The sequence below is a fragment of the Balneola sp. genome, from assembly GCA_002694685.1.
GTDB lineage: Bacteria > Bacteroidota > Rhodothermia > Balneolales > Balneolaceae > Gracilimonas.
The window spans coordinates 1-18,768 of record NZMW01000013.1; the positions used below are offsets into that span (position 1 = coordinate 1).

General features: G+C 40.5%; 17 protein-coding genes. 13 read left to right on the forward strand and 4 right to left on the reverse strand.

Annotated features, from left to right (window positions below; translation table 11 throughout):
* The first annotated feature begins 257 nt into the window (after positions 1 to 257).
* Positions 258 to 977 carry an SDR family oxidoreductase gene (locus CL667_13865; GenBank protein MAL18785.1) on the forward strand — a complete coding sequence of 240 codons (720 nt, stop codon included), beginning with the start codon at positions 258 to 260 and terminating at the stop codon, positions 975 to 977.
* Between the two features lie 2 nt (positions 978 to 979).
* Here CL667_13865 and CL667_13870 read toward each other — a convergent pair whose 3' ends face one another.
* Complete coding sequence (locus tag CL667_13870; GenBank protein ID MAL18786.1) at positions 980 to 1,183, reverse strand: hypothetical protein; 204 nt, start codon at positions 1,181 to 1,183, stop codon at positions 980 to 982.
* A 362-nt stretch (positions 1,184 to 1,545) separates the two neighbouring features.
* On the opposite strand from CL667_13870, the gene CL667_13875 reads away from it, so the two are divergent.
* The 6 genes from CL667_13875 (at position 1,546) to CL667_13900 (ending at position 7,273) form a co-directional block, all read left to right on the forward strand.
* Complete coding sequence (locus CL667_13875; GenBank protein MAL18787.1) at positions 1,546 to 2,748, forward strand: hypothetical protein; 1,203 nt, start codon at positions 1,546 to 1,548, stop codon at positions 2,746 to 2,748.
* On the forward strand, positions 2,745 to 3,620 hold the full coding sequence (locus CL667_13880) for a hypothetical protein (protein MAL18788.1): 876 nt from the start codon (positions 2,745 to 2,747) through the stop codon (positions 3,618 to 3,620). Before CL667_13875 ends, CL667_13880 begins: the two co-directional genes overlap by 4 nt.
* A gap of 10 nt (positions 3,621 to 3,630) precedes the next feature.
* Positions 3,631 to 5,160 (forward strand): hypothetical protein, encoded by a 1,530-nt coding sequence (locus CL667_13885; protein ID MAL18789.1) that lies wholly within the window; start codon positions 3,631 to 3,633, stop codon positions 5,158 to 5,160.
* The gene (locus CL667_13890; GenBank protein ID MAL18790.1) at positions 5,157 to 6,002 is read left to right on the forward strand and encodes a hypothetical protein; all 846 of its coding nucleotides are present in this window, start codon (positions 5,157 to 5,159) and stop codon (positions 6,000 to 6,002) included. Before CL667_13885 ends, CL667_13890 begins: the two co-directional genes overlap by 4 nt.
* A gap of 87 nt (positions 6,003 to 6,089) precedes the next feature.
* On the forward strand, positions 6,090 to 6,773 hold the full coding sequence (locus CL667_13895; protein MAL18791.1) for a hypothetical protein: 684 nt from the start codon (positions 6,090 to 6,092) through the stop codon (positions 6,771 to 6,773).
* 11 nt (positions 6,774 to 6,784) lie between these two features.
* Positions 6,785 to 7,273 (forward strand): hypothetical protein, encoded by a 489-nt coding sequence (locus CL667_13900; GenBank protein MAL18792.1) that lies wholly within the window; start codon positions 6,785 to 6,787, stop codon positions 7,271 to 7,273.
* A gap of 11 nt (positions 7,274 to 7,284) precedes the next feature.
* Here CL667_13900 and CL667_13905 read toward each other — a convergent pair whose 3' ends face one another.
* A complete protein-coding gene (locus CL667_13905) occupies positions 7,285 to 8,634 on the reverse strand; it encodes an L-lysine 6-transaminase (GenBank protein MAL18793.1) in 1,350 nt (449 codons plus the stop codon).
* A 164-nt stretch (positions 8,635 to 8,798) separates the two neighbouring features.
* Between CL667_13905 and CL667_13910 the strand changes: the two genes are divergently transcribed.
* The 3 genes from CL667_13910 (at position 8,799) to CL667_13920 (ending at position 12,995) form a co-directional block, all read left to right on the forward strand.
* The gene (locus CL667_13910; protein ID MAL18794.1) at positions 8,799 to 11,147 is read left to right on the forward strand and encodes a hypothetical protein; all 2,349 of its coding nucleotides are present in this window, start codon (positions 8,799 to 8,801) and stop codon (positions 11,145 to 11,147) included.
* Between the two features lie 57 nt (positions 11,148 to 11,204).
* Positions 11,205 to 11,999: a hypothetical protein gene (locus CL667_13915; GenBank protein ID MAL18795.1), complete on the forward strand. Its 795-nt coding sequence runs from the start codon at positions 11,205 to 11,207 to the stop codon at positions 11,997 to 11,999.
* 132 nt (positions 12,000 to 12,131) lie between these two features.
* Positions 12,132 to 12,995, forward strand: coding sequence for a hypothetical protein (locus tag CL667_13920; protein MAL18796.1), 864 nt, complete (start codon positions 12,132 to 12,134; stop codon positions 12,993 to 12,995).
* A 12-nt stretch (positions 12,996 to 13,007) separates the two neighbouring features.
* On the opposite strand, the gene CL667_13925 is transcribed toward CL667_13920, so the two are convergent.
* The gene (locus CL667_13925) at positions 13,008 to 14,132 is read right to left on the reverse strand and encodes a hypothetical protein (GenBank protein ID MAL18797.1); all 1,125 of its coding nucleotides are present in this window, start codon (positions 14,130 to 14,132) and stop codon (positions 13,008 to 13,010) included.
* Between the two features lie 301 nt (positions 14,133 to 14,433).
* Here CL667_13925 and CL667_13930 point away from each other — a divergent pair, with 301 nt between their 5' ends.
* The 3 genes from CL667_13930 to CL667_13940 are packed head-to-tail and all read left to right on the forward strand — an operon-like array spanning position 14,434 to position 17,485.
* Positions 14,434 to 15,708 (forward strand): hypothetical protein, encoded by a 1,275-nt coding sequence (locus CL667_13930; protein MAL18798.1) that lies wholly within the window; start codon positions 14,434 to 14,436, stop codon positions 15,706 to 15,708.
* The gene (locus CL667_13935; protein ID MAL18799.1) at positions 15,705 to 16,739 is read left to right on the forward strand and encodes a hypothetical protein; all 1,035 of its coding nucleotides are present in this window, start codon (positions 15,705 to 15,707) and stop codon (positions 16,737 to 16,739) included. Before CL667_13930 ends, CL667_13935 begins: the two co-directional genes overlap by 4 nt.
* A complete protein-coding gene (locus tag CL667_13940; protein ID MAL18800.1) occupies positions 16,736 to 17,485 on the forward strand; it encodes a DNA-binding response regulator in 750 nt (249 codons plus the stop codon). The genes CL667_13935 and CL667_13940 overlap by 4 nt, the downstream gene beginning before the upstream one ends.
* Before the next feature lie 10 nt (positions 17,486 to 17,495).
* Here the strand turns inward: CL667_13940 and rocD are convergent, their stop codons facing one another.
* A complete protein-coding gene (gene rocD, locus CL667_13945; protein MAL18801.1) occupies positions 17,496 to 18,752 on the reverse strand; it encodes an ornithine--oxo-acid transaminase in 1,257 nt (418 codons plus the stop codon).
* Positions 18,753 to 18,768: the final 16 nt, after the last annotated feature.

Consider the following 18,768-nt stretch of genomic DNA (forward strand, 5'->3'; position numbering starts at 1 on the left):
CCCCCCGGTTGTCACCCAGAGCGTTTATCAAATATAATAAGGGTTACATTGTATTTCGCGAAGGGTCTCAAAGTTCGAAATACTCAATTGTATTATACATTGAGATCCTTCGCGTTAAACAATTGTGTTTAGTATGGCTCTTTATGCGCTCTGGATGACAATTTCAGATACCTTATTTCGTGCTCACATTTTTAGGAACGAAAAACCCCGATTTCCACTTTTCTTGTGTGACTATTTATCAAGAAAGAAATCATATTATGGATAATAAAATTGTATTAATTGTTGGCGGTTCAGGTGGAATTGGAAGTGCAACGGCTAAAAAATTTGGTGATGCAGGGGCTAAGGTGGTTCTTGCTTCAAGAAATAAAACAAACGTTGAAAGCGTAGCTAAAGAAATTAATGATGCCGGCGGAGAAGCTTACGCGATTGAGGTCGATGCCAAAGACCAAGCTTCAGTAGAGAAAATGGCAGAAGAGATTAGCAGTCAGCTTGGTAAAATTGATATACTCATCAATGCATTTGGTCAGGGTATCATCCAGCCCTTCTTGGATATTGATCCAAAAGATGCCAAAGAAATCATCGATACCAATGTGTACGGTACTTTTCTAGTTACCCAAACCGTGATGAAAAATATGAACGAGGATGAGACTACTTCGGTGGTTATGTTTCCCGGTACTATGGGTAAATATGTAATGAAGAATGCATCTGTTTACGCGGCATCAAAATTTGCCATCCAAGGGTTTACCAAAGCACTGGTTGAGGAACAGCGTCGCGGTAAAACAAAATTCTCCCTGCTCTATTTAGGCGGAGTTGACACTGCTTTTTGGGATGATGACAGAGTAAACATGCGGGTCAAGAAAGACATGATGCTAACCCCTGATGAAGTTGCTGATGCCGTATTTTACGCAGTAAATCAGCCTTCAGGTTCTGTAATGAATGAAGTGGTTATTCAGCCTGAAAGTCATCAGTTGGTTTGATCTTAGTCTTCCACGTAATTTTTAAGCCCTGAGGTATATCTTGCTGATGTGTTTCTGAATTGGGGACGCACCAGCAGTTTATCCATGAGCATCCCAAAAGCACCAAACTTTTGTTTATAGCTAAAGGTCAATGATACTTCTGTCTGATCTTTAGACAGTGGTTTTAAATTCAGAATCCCTCTCATAAATGAATAAGGCGGAAGCATCTTTCCGCCTATTACTTCGGTCTAAATTAATTCACCACCTATCAATTCAGAGATTAATTCTTCCATGGTTCCCATGGGTTTTAATTGGCAGTATCTTTTTGACCCCTTCCTGATTGTTTATCACTAGTCATGTAGGGTTCTTTTATAAGCGGATGATAACGCTTGATATCACGGGGGAACTTTACAGCATCCCAAACAGCATGGATTGCCCTATTAATAATAACAGTAGATCTTAAAACGGTGTAGTTCATCGTGTTTGCTTTAGTTGATCAGGGGCAAGAAGATTCGCACACACAAAATAAAGTGCCCCGAAATTTGAATGAATCGGCACTTTAAAACACTGACTCTGATCTTTTGTAGGAATGGTATGGCTACTATTGAATACAGAACTCCAACTACTTAAGAGCCCGATGAAAACGATACTACCATTATTAATATTCATATCAAGCATATTTCCTGAAGCTGCTTTTGGGCAAGCGTTAGATTATAAAGGGGATAACTTTGAGCTAAGCTCCCAAATATTAGGTGAGCAGCGAACAGGAAGCATTTTTTTACCTGATTCAGTTAAAGATCCATTACCTGTTTTATATGTATTAGATGGGGAATGGAATCACGAACTAGCATCAGGAATCGTTGGGCATTTTATACGATGGGGCCGTATTCCTGACATGGCAGTTGTGAGCTTAAATAATATCAATCGAACTAAAGATTTCACCCCAACTGAACATGATCAGCGATATCCGGGCAGTGGAGGAGCCAAGCAGTTTCTTGAATTTATAGAGGAAGAACTCATTCCCCACATGGAAAAAGAATACAACCTTTCAAATCAGAGAATCTTATTCGGACATAGCTTTGGTGGATTGTTTTCACTTTATACTCTAAAGTCAAAACCAACACTTTTTGATGGATATATAGCCGTCAGCCCAAGCGTTTGGTGGAAAGATGAATATATGTATGGTTCTTACTCATTTAATGATTTGGACAGTAAGCCGTTTGTATATACAACCGCAGGAACTAACGACCGAACCAACATGCAGGCCATAGAGCAGTACATCAATTTCCTAAATGAAAGTGGACATGCAGAGCAACTTGAGCTCTATTCTGATATCCATGAGGGAGAAAATCATTTTACCAACGTCTCCATCACGCTTCATGAAGGATTGAAAAAACTATTCCCTGTAGAGCAGTTTGAAAGAGCACTTATCTCAGCTTGGACAAAAGGAGGTAAGGATGAGATTCATTCTGTTTATGAACAGAATGCTCAGGAGTATGGATTTCGGTTTCGGTTACCTGAAGAAGCTATTCGTACTTATGCATATGGCCTCCATGCCCGGGATGGAAAAACACAAGAAGCCATAGATATGCTGAGTTGGCTTGGTTCTGTTTATGATGAAAGTTATCAAGTATTCTATTTTCTGGGCGCTATTGCCAAAGAAGACGGGAGAAAAGAACTGTCCATATTCAATTATAGAAAAGCACTGGAAGTCGGAAATATGCCTCCCAGAATGCGAACCGTTATTGAAAGAAATTTAAATGAAGTTTCGGAAAGCCAGTCAGAGTTATGATGATATTTAAAGTGATACTTCTGCAATCAGTCCTCACTCTTTTTGGTGAGGGTACACTATCAACAGAAAAAGTTGATTACGGAATTGCATTTACTCCTGATGAAAACGTAGCCTATGTGGTTCGGCATGATGGGGAGTGGGGAAGCAGAGTAAATCCACCCTCAAAAATTCACAGGTACGTCAAAAAAGATGAAAAATGGATTAATACCGGATATGCAGATTTTAGCGACAAGGACTCCCCCTGGTCTGATTCAGGCATATTTATTAGCCCTAATGGTGAACTAGCCTTTTTTGTGAGCAACCGACCTTATCAAGGGAAGTCAGGTGAATCGGATCCGGATATATTCATGATGACTAAAAATGGAGATAAATGGAGCAAACCTTCAGCTGTCGAGGCGCTAAACTCTCCCGGGTACGAGGCAAGTCCTGTAACTGATAAGGAAGGGAATATCTACTTCAGCTCTATAAGGCAAGAGGGCTTAGGACTCGGCGATATCTATATGTCCAGAGTTATTGGGACAGGAGAGTATTCAAAACCCGAGCTTTTGGAGGGTTCTATAAATTCACCCTCTGGCGAATGGAACCTAATTATATCTCCGGATGCTGAGTGGATTATTTTTGAATCCTCTGGTAGAGCAGATGGGAGTTCGCCTTATGGAGACTTATATCTCAGTAGAAAGAATACCACCGGTGATTGGTCAGAGCCAACGAACTTGAAAGCCTTGAATACCACCGGCTCAGACTTGAACCCAAGAATTCTATATAAATCGAATAAGCTGGTATGGGCAAGCAGTCAAAAACTTGAACATACTGGCACCGATTTCTTCAGCCTTTCTTTGAAAGAAATAGAAGTAAACATTAAAGATAATTAAAGGCTTAAGAATGAAGATGAAAATCTGCTTGGGGGTTTTAGTAGCTGCCATACCTATAGCTTTACTAGCATGGTCAATTACTTCAATAGGAAAAGAGGTCTATAACCCTTTAGATCAAAGCTCAATTAAATTCGATTACCTACAACACTCTCCACTTAATGGAAAAGAAAGCACCGGTGGTATCAGCTTAATTGATGTTGACCACGATAATGACTTGGATGTCTATGTCAGCAATGGGTATGATGTTAGTTCATCTCCCCCAGTTCCTCAAAAAAATCGCTTATATCTTAATGATGGAAAGGGGGTATTTGCCCTGAATGAAGAAAGTATCTTATCTAATGATGTGTTCTTTTCATCAGGAAGCACTTGGGGTGATTTCAACAACGACGGACTAATAGATGTATTTATTGCTAATCAACAGTCCCAGAATAACGCTCTATTTGTAAACAAGGGAGAAGGCGAGTTCAAGATGGTAGCCCATTCAATAGTCAGCAATGATGCGGGCTATTCCTATTCAGCCAATTGGTCAGATATTGATAATGATGGTGATTTAGACCTGTATGTAGCAAATGGTGGGATCAGTAATCAGGAACCTGATTTTTTGTACAGGAATGACGGAAACGAAAAATTTTCAAAGGTAGCAAACACGCCAATAACAAAAGATACCGCTTCTACAATTGGGGGATTGTGGAGGGATTTTAATGGAGACAATCTCCCGGACCTATATGCTTCCTACCGGCTTCAAAAAGATCGCATCTATTTTAATAAAGGTGAATGGGAATTTGATGTGTATATGCTTGAAACGCCACAGGCTGAGCGTTTTTCATTTCCTAAAAGTACCGGTACCGTTGGTGATATTGACAATGATGGTGATCTGGATATTTATCAAACATCACTTATGGGAGGGGCTAATTTCCTTTATGTAAATAATGGAAATGGAAATTTTGAGTTTGTTGAAAAAGATGGCCTCACCTCTGTTGGAGGCCATACTTACGGCACTTTGATGGATGATTTTGATAACGATGGAGATCAGGATATAGCGATTGCTAATTGGGGAAGTGGGGTACAACTTTTCAAGAATAAGGGGGCTGAGTTCGAGCTGCTTGTAAATACAGCCTTTCATAATCGGATTTTCTTCGCATCTACTATCACCAGTGGAGATTTCAATAATGATGGTAAGCCGGATATCATAATCCCACAATGGCCGAATTCGAGAGGTGATTTTGAAAAAAATGAAGTCTATATAAATACATACGAAAAACCGGGGAATTGGATAAAAATAAAATTAGAGGGTAGGGAGTCAAACCGTTCTGCTATAGGTGCAAAAATCAGTGCAAAATGCACCGAAAACGGACAGTTGAAAACCAATTCAAAAGGGGTTTACTCCCAAATCACATGGCGATCACAAGCTGATTTGGTACAGATTATTGGTTTAGGAAATTGTTCTCAAGTTGATGAGATAACTGTTAATTGGCCTTCAGGAAAAGTCACAATTATGCAAGACATAACTATAAACGAATTTTTGGAGATTAAAGAATGAATCCAAGGATAGGGTTAGTATGTATTTTATTGGCAGGATTCTTGTATTCGTGTCAGAAAAAGGAAGACAGGCCTGAACTAAAAGTATTCACCATTCAGCCTGTTTCAAAGGTGATGATTGTCGGTTCGTATCATTTCGCCCAGGAATCAGAAACCGATGAATTATCGGAAGAGAATCAGCTTGAGATTGATAAGATTTTAGATGCTCTGGAAAAGTTTTGTCCAACTAAAGTTGTGATAGAAAAAGAAGCTCAATTCAAGGATCACTTTAACGAAATTTATACAGATTATAGAGCTGGTTCATTTTCTATTGATACTTTGGCAAATGAGACGTACCAGCTTGGGTTTAAGATGGCACACAGGATGAATCATGGCTCCATTTATCTGTTCGATAATAAACCTGAGTTCATTGGATCATTGGAAGGGTTCACATTTTCGAAATTCAACGAATATGCAGCTAAGAACGACTCAGCATTCGCCAGAAAACACATTGATCAGATTATTTCAGCCTTTTCATATAACGATAGTCTGAAAAAAACACTTCCTCTATACAAACGAATTAAGCTTCTGAATTCACCAGAGGCCCAGCAGCAGAATACCTACCGGATGCATATGTACGAACTAAGGGCAGGCATTGGTGATAACTGGATGGGGCCAGACTGGCTTGGACGTTGGTACCAGCGTAACATACGTATGATGGGAAACTTGTTGAAAATAAGTGAAACTGGCGACCGGCTTTTGGTGATTGTAGGCGATAATCATAAATGGATCCTCGAAGACTTGATAGACAATACCCCTGAATTAAAAACAGTGAGTACATACAAGTATTTAATGGACGAATAGAAATCGAGTATTCTCTTAATCAAGCCTTTATCACTTGATGTTTATAAATGGAAAATATCCAGTTTACCAAAATGGAATATTAGAATAATGAAGCTGAGTTTAGTACTCAAATATCTATTGCTTTTGGGATGGTTAGTTTTTGCTATAAATGAACAGTTATATGCACAGACCCCGAAATTAACAAAGGATGAAAAAGCTATCTCAAAACACTTTAGTGAGATAAAGAAACGAATGGGCGTAGCAGGATTAAGCCTGACCATCCATTCCATTGCAGAATGCAAAGGTCCTGATGGGGCTTATGTCACCAAAGTTGAAAGCAGTGAAGGTCATTTAACCTTTAAACAACAATTCTCTTATCGTGATGAACCAGTTGAATTAAAAATAAATGGTGATGAAGGAGTTGATGCAGAAGGTGAGAGCATAAGTGAGTTCATGATTTTCTTTGGCAGAATGCATGACTACGTACGAATTGCATTACAGCCAGAATATTTATTTCAAGAGATCGATTCAGTGATTCAAAAAAAAGACGAGATTAAGTTTTTCGGGAGTGCTGGTTCTGGATACTCAACTGAGTACATAACAAATGCTGATCACAAACCTTTGAAATACAGTTTGAATTCAGAAGATAACCAAACGATAACCACGATTTTTGATTCCTGGACATCAACGAAAGAGGGGATAAGAGTACCAGAATTGATCCGGATTATTGACGGGGAAAAAGTTTTCACATTTAAATACTCAGAAATAACCGTTCAGATAGAAGAAAGATAAAATCGATTTCTATGATTAAATATATATTACTTAGCCTGATCCTTACTTCATGTGTAGACCAGAAATTAAGCAGAATGGTTCATGAAAAAGAGATCATGAAGATGCATGAAGCACAGCGAGAGTATCACTTTCAAAAAATGTCAGAAGAGTTTGCAGGTCAGCTTACAGATGACTTTATATCTGTAAACCGAGGAGAGCTATCACAGCAGAGCTTCGAGGAACATAAGGCCAGGTATGACCGATATTTTGCTTCCGTAGAGTTTGAAAAGTGGGATGATACAGAAAAGCCCATTATTCGTTTTTCCGATGATCATTCCCTTGCATATACTATCGTTCAGAAAGACGTTATTGTTAGGTATCCAGACGACAATGGAACAATACTTAGAGATAGCGTCCACTTTGCTTGGCTTGCGGTATACAGAATACAGAAAGATGGAAACTGGAAGATAGAATCGGTTGCATCAACAAACTCTGAACCGGTTGTCAATAAGTTAGATTAACAGCTCTGAAACTAATCAGCAACCGGGCATTTGTCTAGTGAAGTCTTATATGCTTTTTCCAGTATATCCAGTCCTTCATCAATTTGAGCCTGAGTAATAGTAAGTGGTGGTCTGAACCGAACAGTATTAGGTCCGCAGGATAGGATCATTAGTCCATTATTCATGCATTCTTTTATGACTGCATTTCTGGAATGAGTATCCGGTAAATCAATGGCGCAAAAGAGGCCTTTACCTCTAGGATTGGAGAAATATTCGTGATTGTCAGCTAGCGCTTCCAAACGAGTCTGCAGGTAGTTGCCGACTTTGGCTGCATTATCAACCAGATTTTCCTCTTCAATGATGTCGAGTATTCGTCCAAACCGGACCATATCAACGAGATTACCACCCCAGGTTGAATTGATTCGGGATGAAACGTGAAAGCAGTTGGTTTCTACTTCATCAACACGTTTGCCAGCAAGGATGCCGCAGACCTGAGCTTTTTTCCCAAAAGCAAGAATATCCGGCTTCACAAAATGCTCATGCGCCCAGAATTTCCCAGTCATACCAACACCGGTTTGTACCTCATCATAAATAAGCAAAGCCTCATGTTTGTCGGCAAGATCTCTTAGCGCCTGATGAAATTCAGGACGGAAATGTCGGTCTCCACCTTCACCCTGAATCGGCTCAATCAGAATGCAGGCAATATCATCTTTAAACTGCTCGAAATACCGTTCTGCCTGTGTAATAGCCAGGTCTTCCTGCTGCACGGTTTCCTGAATATTTTCTTTGGTTGCAGGGAAAGTCATGGCGGGACTGATAACCCTTGGCCAGTCAAACTTCGGAAAGTATTTTACTTTATTGGGAACCGTATTGGTAACAGAGAGCGTGTATCCCGAGCGCCCATGAAATGCTTTTTCAAAATGAAGGACTTTATGGCCCTTTTCCTCACGATAACCCTTTTGAAAGTTTTTCTGCACTTTCCAATCAAAGGCAACTTTCATGGCATTTTCAACGGCTAATGCTCCTCCAGAGATGAAAAAAGAGTAGGGCATGTAATCAGGAATTCCGACTCGGTCAAAAGATTCCATGAACTCAGCCATGTCTTTGGTGTAGATGTCAGAATTCGATGGCTTGTTAATGGCCACTCGCCCAAGCTTAGACATGAAGTCATCATCCCCGGCAATTTTGGGGTGATTCATTCCCAGTGGATTAGAAGCAAAAAAGGTGAAGAAATCGAGATACCGTTTTCCGGACTTGGAATCATACAGGTAGGCGCCTTCACTTTCTTCAAGATCAAGCACCATTTCATATCCATCTGTTAGCATATGCTTGCTTAAAACTGAACGCACTTCGTTTGGACTAATCGTCATTGTATCCGCCATATCATCTCTTCGTTTATTTTCTTTTAAAGAAGCTACCAAATACGGCCTAACGCCTCAATAGCGTTTAAATTCACTAAAGTTTGAAATGCCGATTTTGGAGTAGTAACTCGTGCGTATAATATGCCACACTATTGGTAAAAAGTTGACCATCGCATGGAAATGCTATGAATAAGTTACGAGAACTGTATATGTTGATAGAGAGTTGTAAGGGATATTTTTTTATAATGAGCCTTCACGAAAAATCCATTAAGTATTTGTATCCACGAAATAGCAGTATGAGATTTGTTTACCTTTTCATTGTTACACTTTTCACCACTACAACTTTGGCAGCCCAATCCAGCTCTATTCTGCGTTTCGTGGTATCTGAAGAAGGTGGACAGCCAATAGTAAGTGCTAATGTTCTGCTTTTTGAGGGGGATGAAGAAGAGTATACCGATTACGGCGTTACAACAAGAGATGGTTTTGTGGAATTCAGGGGACTTAGTGCCGGTACCTACCGGGTCAGGATTTCATTTATCGGTTTTGAAACCTTTGAAGAGTATTATGAAATACAACCAAGCGAAACCAAAGTATATCGCTTGACACTGGAGGAAGCGGTTGGCGAACTGCAGGAAGTTCAGGTTATTGGGGAAGGAAATAGCACAGGCGGAGTGGGTATCACCAGAGTTAGAGCAGAAGATTTAAGCAGGCTTCCCTCTGCCAGTCTTGAAGGCGATTTGATGGCCTACATACAAACCATGCCGGGTGTAATCAGCACGGGTGATCAAGGTGGGGATCTTTACATCAGGGGCGGAACACCGGCACAGAATCTGGTTTTGGTTGATAACATCCCATTGATAAAGCCCTTTCATATTTCAAACTTATTTTCAGCCTTTCCGGAAAAAGCAGTCAATGATGTTCAAATTATGGCCGGTGGATTTGACAACAGATACATGAGTTCCACTTCAGCAGTAATAGATGTAAACCTGAAGACAGGAAATTATAATCGATCAGGTGGGAGCGCTTCATTCAGTCCATATATGTCAACGGTATTTGTTGAAAGTCCGCTTGTACAAGGTAAATCATCGTTGGTGCTAAGTGGCCGAAAATCTACGATCAATGGGTTTTCGGGATATTTAGGTACTGAGAAACAGGAGATGGAATTTTATGATGTGATCGCCCGGTACACCCTGCAGGGAAGCCAATTTAACTGCAGCGCCAGTATGATCCTCACAGGAGATGAAGGGAAAATAAATGAAACCCGAAATCAAACCTTAAGCTGGTATAATACCGGAGCGGGACTACGATGTTTTGGTTTTGATGAGACTTTCGACCACCCGTTTGAAGTTTCTATGGGCTTTTCAAATTTCAATAATTCAGAGGGAAGTGAACTTGTAACTGAACGAGATGCCGATGTAACTCAGGGTTATCTTCGGTTAGATATGCAGGAAGAATTGCTCAACCTCCGAATCGATTATGGCATCAATATTTTAATGCAGGGTTATAAGGCCCGGGCCGATGAACGGTTCACAAGCATAGATGATGGCGTTGATATCATTGATGGGGTAGTGCAGCTCTATACCAAAACCAAGTGGCAGCCCAGCCGATGGCTTGCAATAGAACCTGGAATTGGAACTCAATTTGCATCAGAAAGTGAAGCAACTTTAGAACCTCGGGTGCGAGTTCAATACAATCCCTTAAAGAATAACAGAATGGAGCTGAGCTTTGCTACAGGGATATATGCTCAGACCATGGAGGGGATAACGGATCAGAGGGATGCAGGATCAACGTTTACTATCTATCGATCAACGAGAAGAGGGGAGCCATTACCATCAGCTTTTCATGCTATTGTGAGTGCGCAGAATAAGATCGGAAGATACTGGACCACAAATGTTGAAGCCTATTACAAAGATCATCAAAACACACCCGTACCACTTTGGACTCAGGAGACCGGAGTAGAAACGGAAATTATTTTAGCAGATGGCGAAACCTATGGGATGGATTTTAGATTGGAATTCAATAACGGACCTCTGTTCTGGTATGCCGGCTATGGGCTTGGGAAAGTGGAATATAGTGCAGTAGGTAGCAATCTGGGCGAGTGGCTGGGTAACGAAGTGGTAAGCTATACGCCGGCACACGACCAGCGACATAAATTCAACACGTACATAAACTATAATGTTAAAGGCACCACCTTAAGTGCCGGATGGGAATTTGGAAGTGGTTTACCATACACCCAGATATACGCCACCGATCTGCGCTTAAATATCCCCGATCAAGATCCCATCAGAGATCCGGGTATAACTGATGCCTACTATGATGAACCTTATACCGAGCGCTTACCCGTCTATCACCGGTTAGATATTTCAGCAAAACGGTTTTTTGAAATTAACCCAAGGTTCGAGATCGGCGCTGAACTTGGAGCCATCAATGTCTATGACCGAACCAATGTTTTTTACCTGGATGTAGTAGAATTTGAAGTGGTCAATCAGTCTCGGTTTTTACCATACGCATCTGTAAGTCTGAACTTAGACTGATAAAGTCACAAGAGGATGAGAAAACGTAAAGAAACATCGTTGTACGTAGTATTGACAATGTTACTGCTGGTAATACTATCAGCCTGTGATACCAGCATCCAGCCCATAGTTGATAAAGGCAAGGCTTACTCTATTTACGGGCCTTTGGATATTCAGAAAACACCAAACTACATAAGAGTACACGATACCAATGACCTGTTAAACCCTGATCTGACAAAGGATTTAGGGGTTCAGGTTACTATGACAAATTTAAACACCGGCGCTTCCCAATTGTTGAAAGATGAAGTCAAAGTTTTTGACAGCTTATATACCCACAATTTTGAGATTCCGGATTCACTTGAATACGACACCCGCTATAAATTTTCGTTAGAAGATGAGGATGGATATCGGGATAGTGTAATTTCTGTTACAACAAAAGAAACGGAACTGACTGTTATTCAGGATTCTGTGTCATGTGGGGAGCTTTTTATGCTCAGGTTTACAAATGTCGATCTTAATGCAGGAGAACGTATCGAAACCGAGGTTGGGATTAAAGTTGGAGTTGCTTGGATGTACACAAAACGTCCGGCTAATTTCCGACAATACAACAGCGCAACGAATACCTTAACAATGGGCTGGAGTCCAAACTATGTGTCTGAACTCATCTTTGGTCCTTTTGATTGGGTAACGTGCAGTACGTTTTCGAGTGATAAAATAAAGTTTAGCTTTACTCATGTTGGCTACATGGAAGAGGTCCAACCTAATGCCCCAAATGAACTAGAATTCGATCAGCTTTATACGCCTAACCAGGTAGTACTTAGCAAATATAAGGGAAGCACAGAAGTCACCATAGATTCAACTGTTTTTAATTAGAAACTACCTTAGCTAAATTCTTAACTCTGAAAATAGTTTTACTCTCCTTAAATAGTTTATGATTTCCTTTTTTTACATTTTTGTCCTTCAAGGCTACATTGAGTCAGAAAAGAAAAAGGACTAAAAAAGAACATGAAGGCTGCTGTTTACGGGATGATATTGTGGGTGGCTCTGCTGGGTATTTCAGGCTGTGACAGCCCTATTGAACCTATAGCTGATAAAGGGAAAGCTTACTCCATTTATGGCCCTTTAAATATGTTGGATACTCCAAATTACATTCGTGTACACGACACGAATGATTTGTTAAATACCATCGCCACCAAAGATTTAGGAGCTGACATTACCCTCACTAATTTAAATACGGGAGCCTCACAACTACTTGAGGACGAGTTCAGGGTTTTTGATAGCCTCTACACCCATAACTTCAGAATCCAAGACTCCATAAACTATGATACACGCTATAAAATTTCGTTAGAAGATGAGGATGGTTTCAGGGATAGCTTGATCACGGTGACCCCAAAAAAGAGCAGCGTTTCACTCTCAAAAGACCTTGTGCATTGTGACGAAGTCTTCCAAGTCAGGTTCACCAACATTGATCTTGAGGCTGGAGAAGAATTGGAAATTGAAGTAGGCATGCAACTGGGAACTCAGTGGTTTTGGACTCAAAGAAACAGCAATATTGAATACGATCCTGAAACAGAGGTATTGGAAGCGAGGTGGACACCAATTGGAGTTTCAGCTACCCTTTTCGGTGAATTACAGGGTGGGATTTTAGCGTACCCTCAATGTGTGGAATTTGATAATCCTAAAATTAGAGTTCGATATACCCATCTTGGGTTCATAGAAGATATTGGGGATTCAATAGCTCAAGACATTCAGGATCAGGAAGGGCAAACGTATTTCCGGAAGATTGTTTTAAGCTACTACAGTGGAGAAAAAGAGTTGTTCTTCAAAGACACCGCTAAATCACCTGATCCTCCCATTTCCAATCAATAATAAGCTCCTGTTTTAAGGGCAGAATCCTTTGGGGATACTGACAGTATCAGAAAAAGACTCATATTCCACCAATACTTCAGCTTCCATGTCAGGATTATTTCTAAAACTACCTTCAATACCAAGCTGAACTTCCCCCGACTGAAGTGTATATGACGCAGTTTGAGCAAGTGAATACTTGACACCGTTAGAAAGTGTAATGATTGGGTTCATTCGTCTAAAGAAAAGTCCTGCTGTACTCTGGCTGGGGATACATTCCAGCACAACATCCATGCTTTCTTGTTCCGGCTCTTGAGTCCCAAAAAATAAGGTCAGCGGAAAGGGTATGCGTTCCAGCCAATCTACCTGTTGGTGACTACCACCCGGAACTTCGTAGTATAAGTTTCTAATTCCAGGCTCAACTCCGGCATCTTCAAGTTCGGCATAAAGCGGTACATAGTAGTTCCATTCTCTGGTGCCTATATCAAACCAAAATTTTTGACCATTGCTGTAATCACCATCAACATCATCAAAAATCGCATAATCAGCAACCCAGAATGATCCGGAAAGACTGGCTGAGTATTTGATTTTATCAGGGTATTTAAGACCCATCCACGTTGAAACTAATCCGCCGAGGGAATACCCTAAAATACCGACTTCATTTTCATCAATATTATATTCCATTTGCAGAGAAGGTATGACCTGTTCAAAAATCTGTTCGGCATAAAGGTCAGCTTGTGGTTCATAGGCGCCCCAGTTATTGGTAACCCATTCATCCTCATAAGGGATATACCAGTTATTTCTTTGGCTTCCGCTATATATAGCTACTGCCAAGAAAGGCTCGGTTATACCTTCATCAATCAACGTATTAAAAATAACAGCCATACTGCTTGGGTTTGGCGGGAACACGGTCTCGCCATCATTGAGAATCAGCAGCGGGTAAGCTTTTGATTCGTCATAATCGCTTGGGGTATACACCGTAACCTGCATTCCATTATTCAGTTGGTAATCCTGAAGGCTTCCCCTGCAAGACTCATTATTGCAGATGTCGGAAACGGGGGAGTCAGGGCATCCCGAAATAAAGACCGCTAAAAAGCATAAACCAAGCAGGTTTTTTAAAGCCGAATTTTTAGAGTAAATAGAATTCAAGAATAGTTTCATGATGCTCAATTATTAATGATTGAGACTAATATTCTGTATAAACCAGACCTCTGCTCGGCTAAGAGTTTCTAATGGTTATTTGTACTGTTGAAGGTGCATTTTTTGAGGATGAGGAAATTAATGCTTAGACCTGCATTTGTATCTTTTGGAGGTTGATTTGAGATCGAACCAAATCAGATTATTTATTCAGCCCCCTCATTTATGAGTTTATTCAACAAAGGTGCCATTTGGTCTGATAAGAAAGGTAAACCTTAGTCTTTATAGCTACCATTAACATGAACAGATCACCTATATAATTATAATGAAAGGTATTTTTTTAGCGCTCATTCTTACACTTGTTTCATCTGCGGTTTTAAAGGCACAAGATTACGTTGAGTATCACAGGCAGGGTATGGCTGCTCTGGAGGCTAAGAACTATCCGTCCTATTTAGAGAATGCAAGAAAGGCGGATTCGCTTCGGCCTAACCACCCGTCATTAATGTATAGTTTGGCTAAAAGTTATGCGTTAAACAATCAGGACAAGGAGGCTGCAAAAACACTTGAGGTACTAACGCATTTTTATGCTTCGGTAAATGTTCTCGATACCACCGACTTCAATAGTCTTTTTCATTCTCAGGACTGGTATGTTCTGGAAGAAATGGTGAAGTCATATCAAACTACAAAGGCGACAAGCGATTTGGCTTTTGAAATAGAAAAAGCTGGCTTTCATCCTGAGGGAATAGCCTACCATGCTAAACAAGATGTCTTTTATATATCAGATATCAGAGAGGGACATATATATAGAGTAAACCAATCAGGAACCGAAATTGAATTGCTGGCAAGCTTAAAAGAACTTGGGTATTGGTCAGCAATGGGAGTGGCTGTAGATCCCACAGATGATGAAATACTCTGGGTTACAACATCTGCAGTTTCATTATTCTCAGGATATAAGGATGCTTTAGCAGGAAAATCGGCTGTCTTAAAATTACATGCCCAGACCGGTGAGCTTCTGAAGGCCTACAAACCTAATAGTGAAGGTCAGTTACTCGGAGACTTGATTCTTTCATCTCAAGGCAAGCTTTATACCACCGACAGTAACAATCCAATAATATATACCATTGACGAAAGTGGTGATTCCCTAACCCAAGCTTTTAAAAATAACGATTGGTGGAACTTACAGGGCTTGGCTTTTTCGGATGACGAACAAGCGTTATATGTTTCTGACTACATTCAAGGCATATATAAAATAGAAGTGGCAACCGGAGCCATCACACCTTTCATCAATGAGAATGAAAGGCTGCGAGGAGGAGATGGCATTTACCTGAAAAATGATAAGCTCTACATTCTCCAAAATGGTTCAACACCGAAACGCATTGCGCACATCAAACTTGACTCAGAGGGGTATGGAATTGCGGAAAGTTTATCATTTCCTGATCAGGCCCGTGGGGACATGGAAGAGCCTACACTGGGTACTTGGGTAAATTCGGAATTATTCTATATTGCGAACAGCCCCTGGGGGTATTATGATGATGAAAATCAGCCAAAAACTAACGAATGGCCGGCGCTAAAAATATTTCGCCTTAAGACAGAAAAATGAGATTTAATACTCTTAAAAATCGAGCAATAATAGCTGCAGTACTAGCAACTCCTTCTTATACCTTTCTATATCTCATCAGAGGGTACGATTTTGCGGACATGACGGCATATGCCCATATCGAGTATTCATGTGCAGTCTTTTTGATTCTCATCTGTCTTTTTGAACTTCATACTCTCAAAAGTCGCTGGCTAGAAGGTAAAATCCCCTGGAAATTTAACGTAAAAAAACGCCTTTGGGCTGAAATTGCTTTAACTGCAGTCCTGACCCCGGCAATAGTTAATCCGGTTATGGTGCTGTTATATCAGACCATCTGGGATATGGGGGTTTGGTTTCCGGGTTTGATTGAGTACAACCTTTTCGCACTGAGTTTTTCAGTTTCCATCGCTGCCTTTGTGAATGCGGATGTCATCATAAAAGAGTGGAAAAAATCGCTTTTGGACTATGAAATTTTAGAGAAGGAAAATGCCAAAGCTAAGCTGAGTGTTTTGCAAGCACAGATAAGTCCACATTTCTTGTTCAACAACTTCAACGTGCTCAGTGCTTTAATTGATGAGGATCCAAAGCTGGCTCAGAAATATTTGGATGTTCTGAGTGATATCTACCGGTACGTGCTCAATCAGAAGAACGAAGAATTGGTTTATTTAAAAGATGAAATTGAATTCATAGAAAAATATCTGTTCTTGCTTCGAATTCGGTTCAACGAAAAACTAAACTGTGAAATTAACCTTAATGGTCATGGTAATTATAAAGTACCGTCCGCTACATTACAGATATTGGTGGAAAATGCGGTTAAGCACAACGAGATATCATCCAGAAATCCTATGAATATTGCTATCAAAGTAATAGAAGACGAATGGCTGGAAATCAGGAATAACCTTCAGCCCAAACGAAGTTCAATTAAGAGTACAGAAGTGGGTTTAAAGAATATTTCTGATCGTTTCAAATACTTTACAGAAAAAGAGGTCTATGTCAATAAGACCAAAGATGAGTTCATCGTACAAATTCCAATTTTAAGTATGGAGGCCCCATGAATGTGCTAATTTGTGAAGACGAAGCACCAGCAAGGAAGCAGATTTCAAAAAATATCAAAGAAGTGTATCCTGATGTTCATATCGTTGCAGCGGTAGAGACCGGGGAAGAGGCATTATCCGTAATTCAGAATGTAGATTTAGATCTGATCTTTATGGATGTCGAGCTCGCTGACGGACCTTGTTTTGAAACCCTCGATAAAGTTGAAATCCACACCCCTGTTATATTCACCACGGCTTATGATGAATATGCACTTAAAGCCTTTAAGCTGAACAGCATCGACTATTTGGTAAAGCCTATTTCCCGGCAGGATATTGAGAGTGGCTTCGAGAAATACAAGAAAATGAAGCAGAGCTTTGAAGAGGTGCCTTCTTTTAAGTTTAAGAGAGAGATTTTTCAGGAAAAAAATTATAAAGAACGCTTTTTGGTGAAATTGGGAAGGAAGTTATTCCCTTTAAACACCAACGAGATAGCCTATTTTATGGCAAGTGATAAGCTGGTATGGCTCGTGACTAACGAAAAGAAGCGATACATCGTGAACTTCACGCTTTCGGAATTGGAAGAAATACTTGATCCTGAAATCTTCTTTCGGCTAAACAGGCAGTTTATTACCAATGTAAATGCTGTCAAAGATCTGGAACCTTACTTTAAAGGGCAGGTCACCGTAAACCTTTTGCCGCCGGTTGAGGAAGAGATTATAATCAGCAGAAATAAAACCCCCGAACTCAAAGATTGGCTCGGGGTTTAGTAAGAAATCTCTAAAATTCTTCAATCGTTTTTCGGATTATTCCCACGCACTCCATGAGCTGGTCTTCAGTCATTACAAGGGGAGGGGCAAAGCGAATGATGTTACCATGAGTAGGTTTTGCGAGTAATCCATTCTCCTTTAAAGCTACACAGAATTTCCATGCGGTATCACTTTCGGGGCTGTCATTAATAATAACAGCGTTGAGTAACCCTTTTCCTCGCACTTTCACGAATAGAGAAAACTCATCAACCAGTTTCTGCATCTCACTTCTGAAAAGCTTCCCAAGAGTGCGCGCATTTTGTGCCAGGTTTTCTTTTTTAACTACTTCCAACGCCGCCATCGCAACCTTACATGCTAACGGATTGCCTCCATAGGTGGAGCCATGCTGACCGGGTTTAATGACTTCCATAATATGATCATCAGCTAAAACAGCTGAAACCGGATAAGCTCCGCCGGAAAGAGCTTTGCCTAAAATAAGAATATCGGGCTTGGTGTAGGTTTCCTGTCGCTCACAATGGTTTTGGCAAGAACAATCTCCACAAACAGCCAGCAAGCTTCCCGTTCTGGCGATACCCGTTTGGATTTCATCTGCCATAAAAAGTACGTTTTGCTCATTACAAAGGGCGGCTGCTTTAGAAATATATCCTTCATCGGGAACTACAACACCGGCCTCGCCTTGAATAGGTTCAGCTAAAAGCCCGGCTACATTTGGGTTTTGAAGTGCTTCTTGAAGTGCATCAATATCATTATATGGTATTTTGATAAATCCGGGAGTGTATGGCCCGAAATTCTTGCGAGCGTCAGGATCATTCGAAAAAGAAATAACGGTGGTAGTACGGCCATGGAAATTATTTTCCAAGACAATGATTTGTGCTTCTTGCTCTGGGATGCCTTTCTTTTCATAAGCCCATTTACGGCAAATCTTAATAGCGGTCTCAACCCCTTCGGCCCCGGTATTCATGGGGAGAATTTTCTCAAACCCGAAATACTCGGTTACATATTTTTCATATTCGCCCAGTACATTATTGTAAAATGCTCTGGAAGTGAGGCTTAATGTATTGGCTTGGTCCGTAAGCGCTTTAATAATCTCAGGATGACTGTGCCCTTGATTTACGGCAGAATAGGCCGAAAGGAAGTCGTAATACTTGTTACCCTCCGGATCCCACACATAAACACCTTTCCCTTTAGAAAGGACTACCGGTAGAGGATGATAATTATGGGCGCCAAATTTGTTTTCCAGCTCAATCGCTTGCTTACTTTCAGTCATATAGAATGGTTTATAA

Bases quoted from the DNA above. Each gene is read 5' to 3' on its own strand.
- CL667_13870 (MAL18786.1), bottom strand. From the start codon at position 1,183: ATGCTTCCGCCTTATTCATTTATGAGAGGGATTCTGAATTTAAAACCA.
- CL667_13900 (MAL18792.1), top strand. From the start codon at position 6,785: ATGATTAAATATATATTACTTAGCCTGATCCTTACTTCATGTGTAGAC.
- CL667_13865 (MAL18785.1), top strand. From the start codon at position 258: ATGGATAATAAAATTGTATTAATTGTTGGCGGTTCAGGTGGAATTGGA.
- CL667_13935 (MAL18799.1), top strand. From the start codon at position 15,705: ATGAGATTTAATACTCTTAAAAATCGAGCAATAATAGCTGCAGTACTA.
- CL667_13880 (MAL18788.1), top strand. From the start codon at position 2,745: ATGATGATATTTAAAGTGATACTTCTGCAATCAGTCCTCACTCTTTTT.
- CL667_13940 (MAL18800.1), top strand. From the start codon at position 16,736: ATGAATGTGCTAATTTGTGAAGACGAAGCACCAGCAAGGAAGCAGATT.
- CL667_13905 (MAL18793.1), bottom strand. From the start codon at position 8,634: ATGGCGGATACAATGACGATTAGTCCAAACGAAGTGCGTTCAGTTTTA.
- CL667_13885 (MAL18789.1), top strand. From the start codon at position 3,631: ATGAAGATGAAAATCTGCTTGGGGGTTTTAGTAGCTGCCATACCTATA.
- CL667_13875 (MAL18787.1), top strand. From the start codon at position 1,546: ATGGTATGGCTACTATTGAATACAGAACTCCAACTACTTAAGAGCCCG.
- rocD (MAL18801.1), bottom strand. From the start codon at position 18,752: ATGACTGAAAGTAAGCAAGCGATTGAGCTGGAAAACAAATTTGGCGCC.
- CL667_13920 (MAL18796.1), top strand. From the start codon at position 12,132: ATGAAGGCTGCTGTTTACGGGATGATATTGTGGGTGGCTCTGCTGGGT.
- CL667_13925 (MAL18797.1), bottom strand. From the start codon at position 14,132: ATGAAACTATTCTTGAATTCTATTTACTCTAAAAATTCGGCTTTAAAA.
- CL667_13895 (MAL18791.1), top strand. From the start codon at position 6,090: ATGAAGCTGAGTTTAGTACTCAAATATCTATTGCTTTTGGGATGGTTA.
- CL667_13930 (MAL18798.1), top strand. From the start codon at position 14,434: ATGAAAGGTATTTTTTTAGCGCTCATTCTTACACTTGTTTCATCTGCG.
- CL667_13915 (MAL18795.1), top strand. From the start codon at position 11,205: ATGTTACTGCTGGTAATACTATCAGCCTGTGATACCAGCATCCAGCCC.
- CL667_13890 (MAL18790.1), top strand. From the start codon at position 5,157: ATGAATCCAAGGATAGGGTTAGTATGTATTTTATTGGCAGGATTCTTG.
- CL667_13910 (MAL18794.1), top strand. From the start codon at position 8,799: ATGAATAAGTTACGAGAACTGTATATGTTGATAGAGAGTTGTAAGGGA.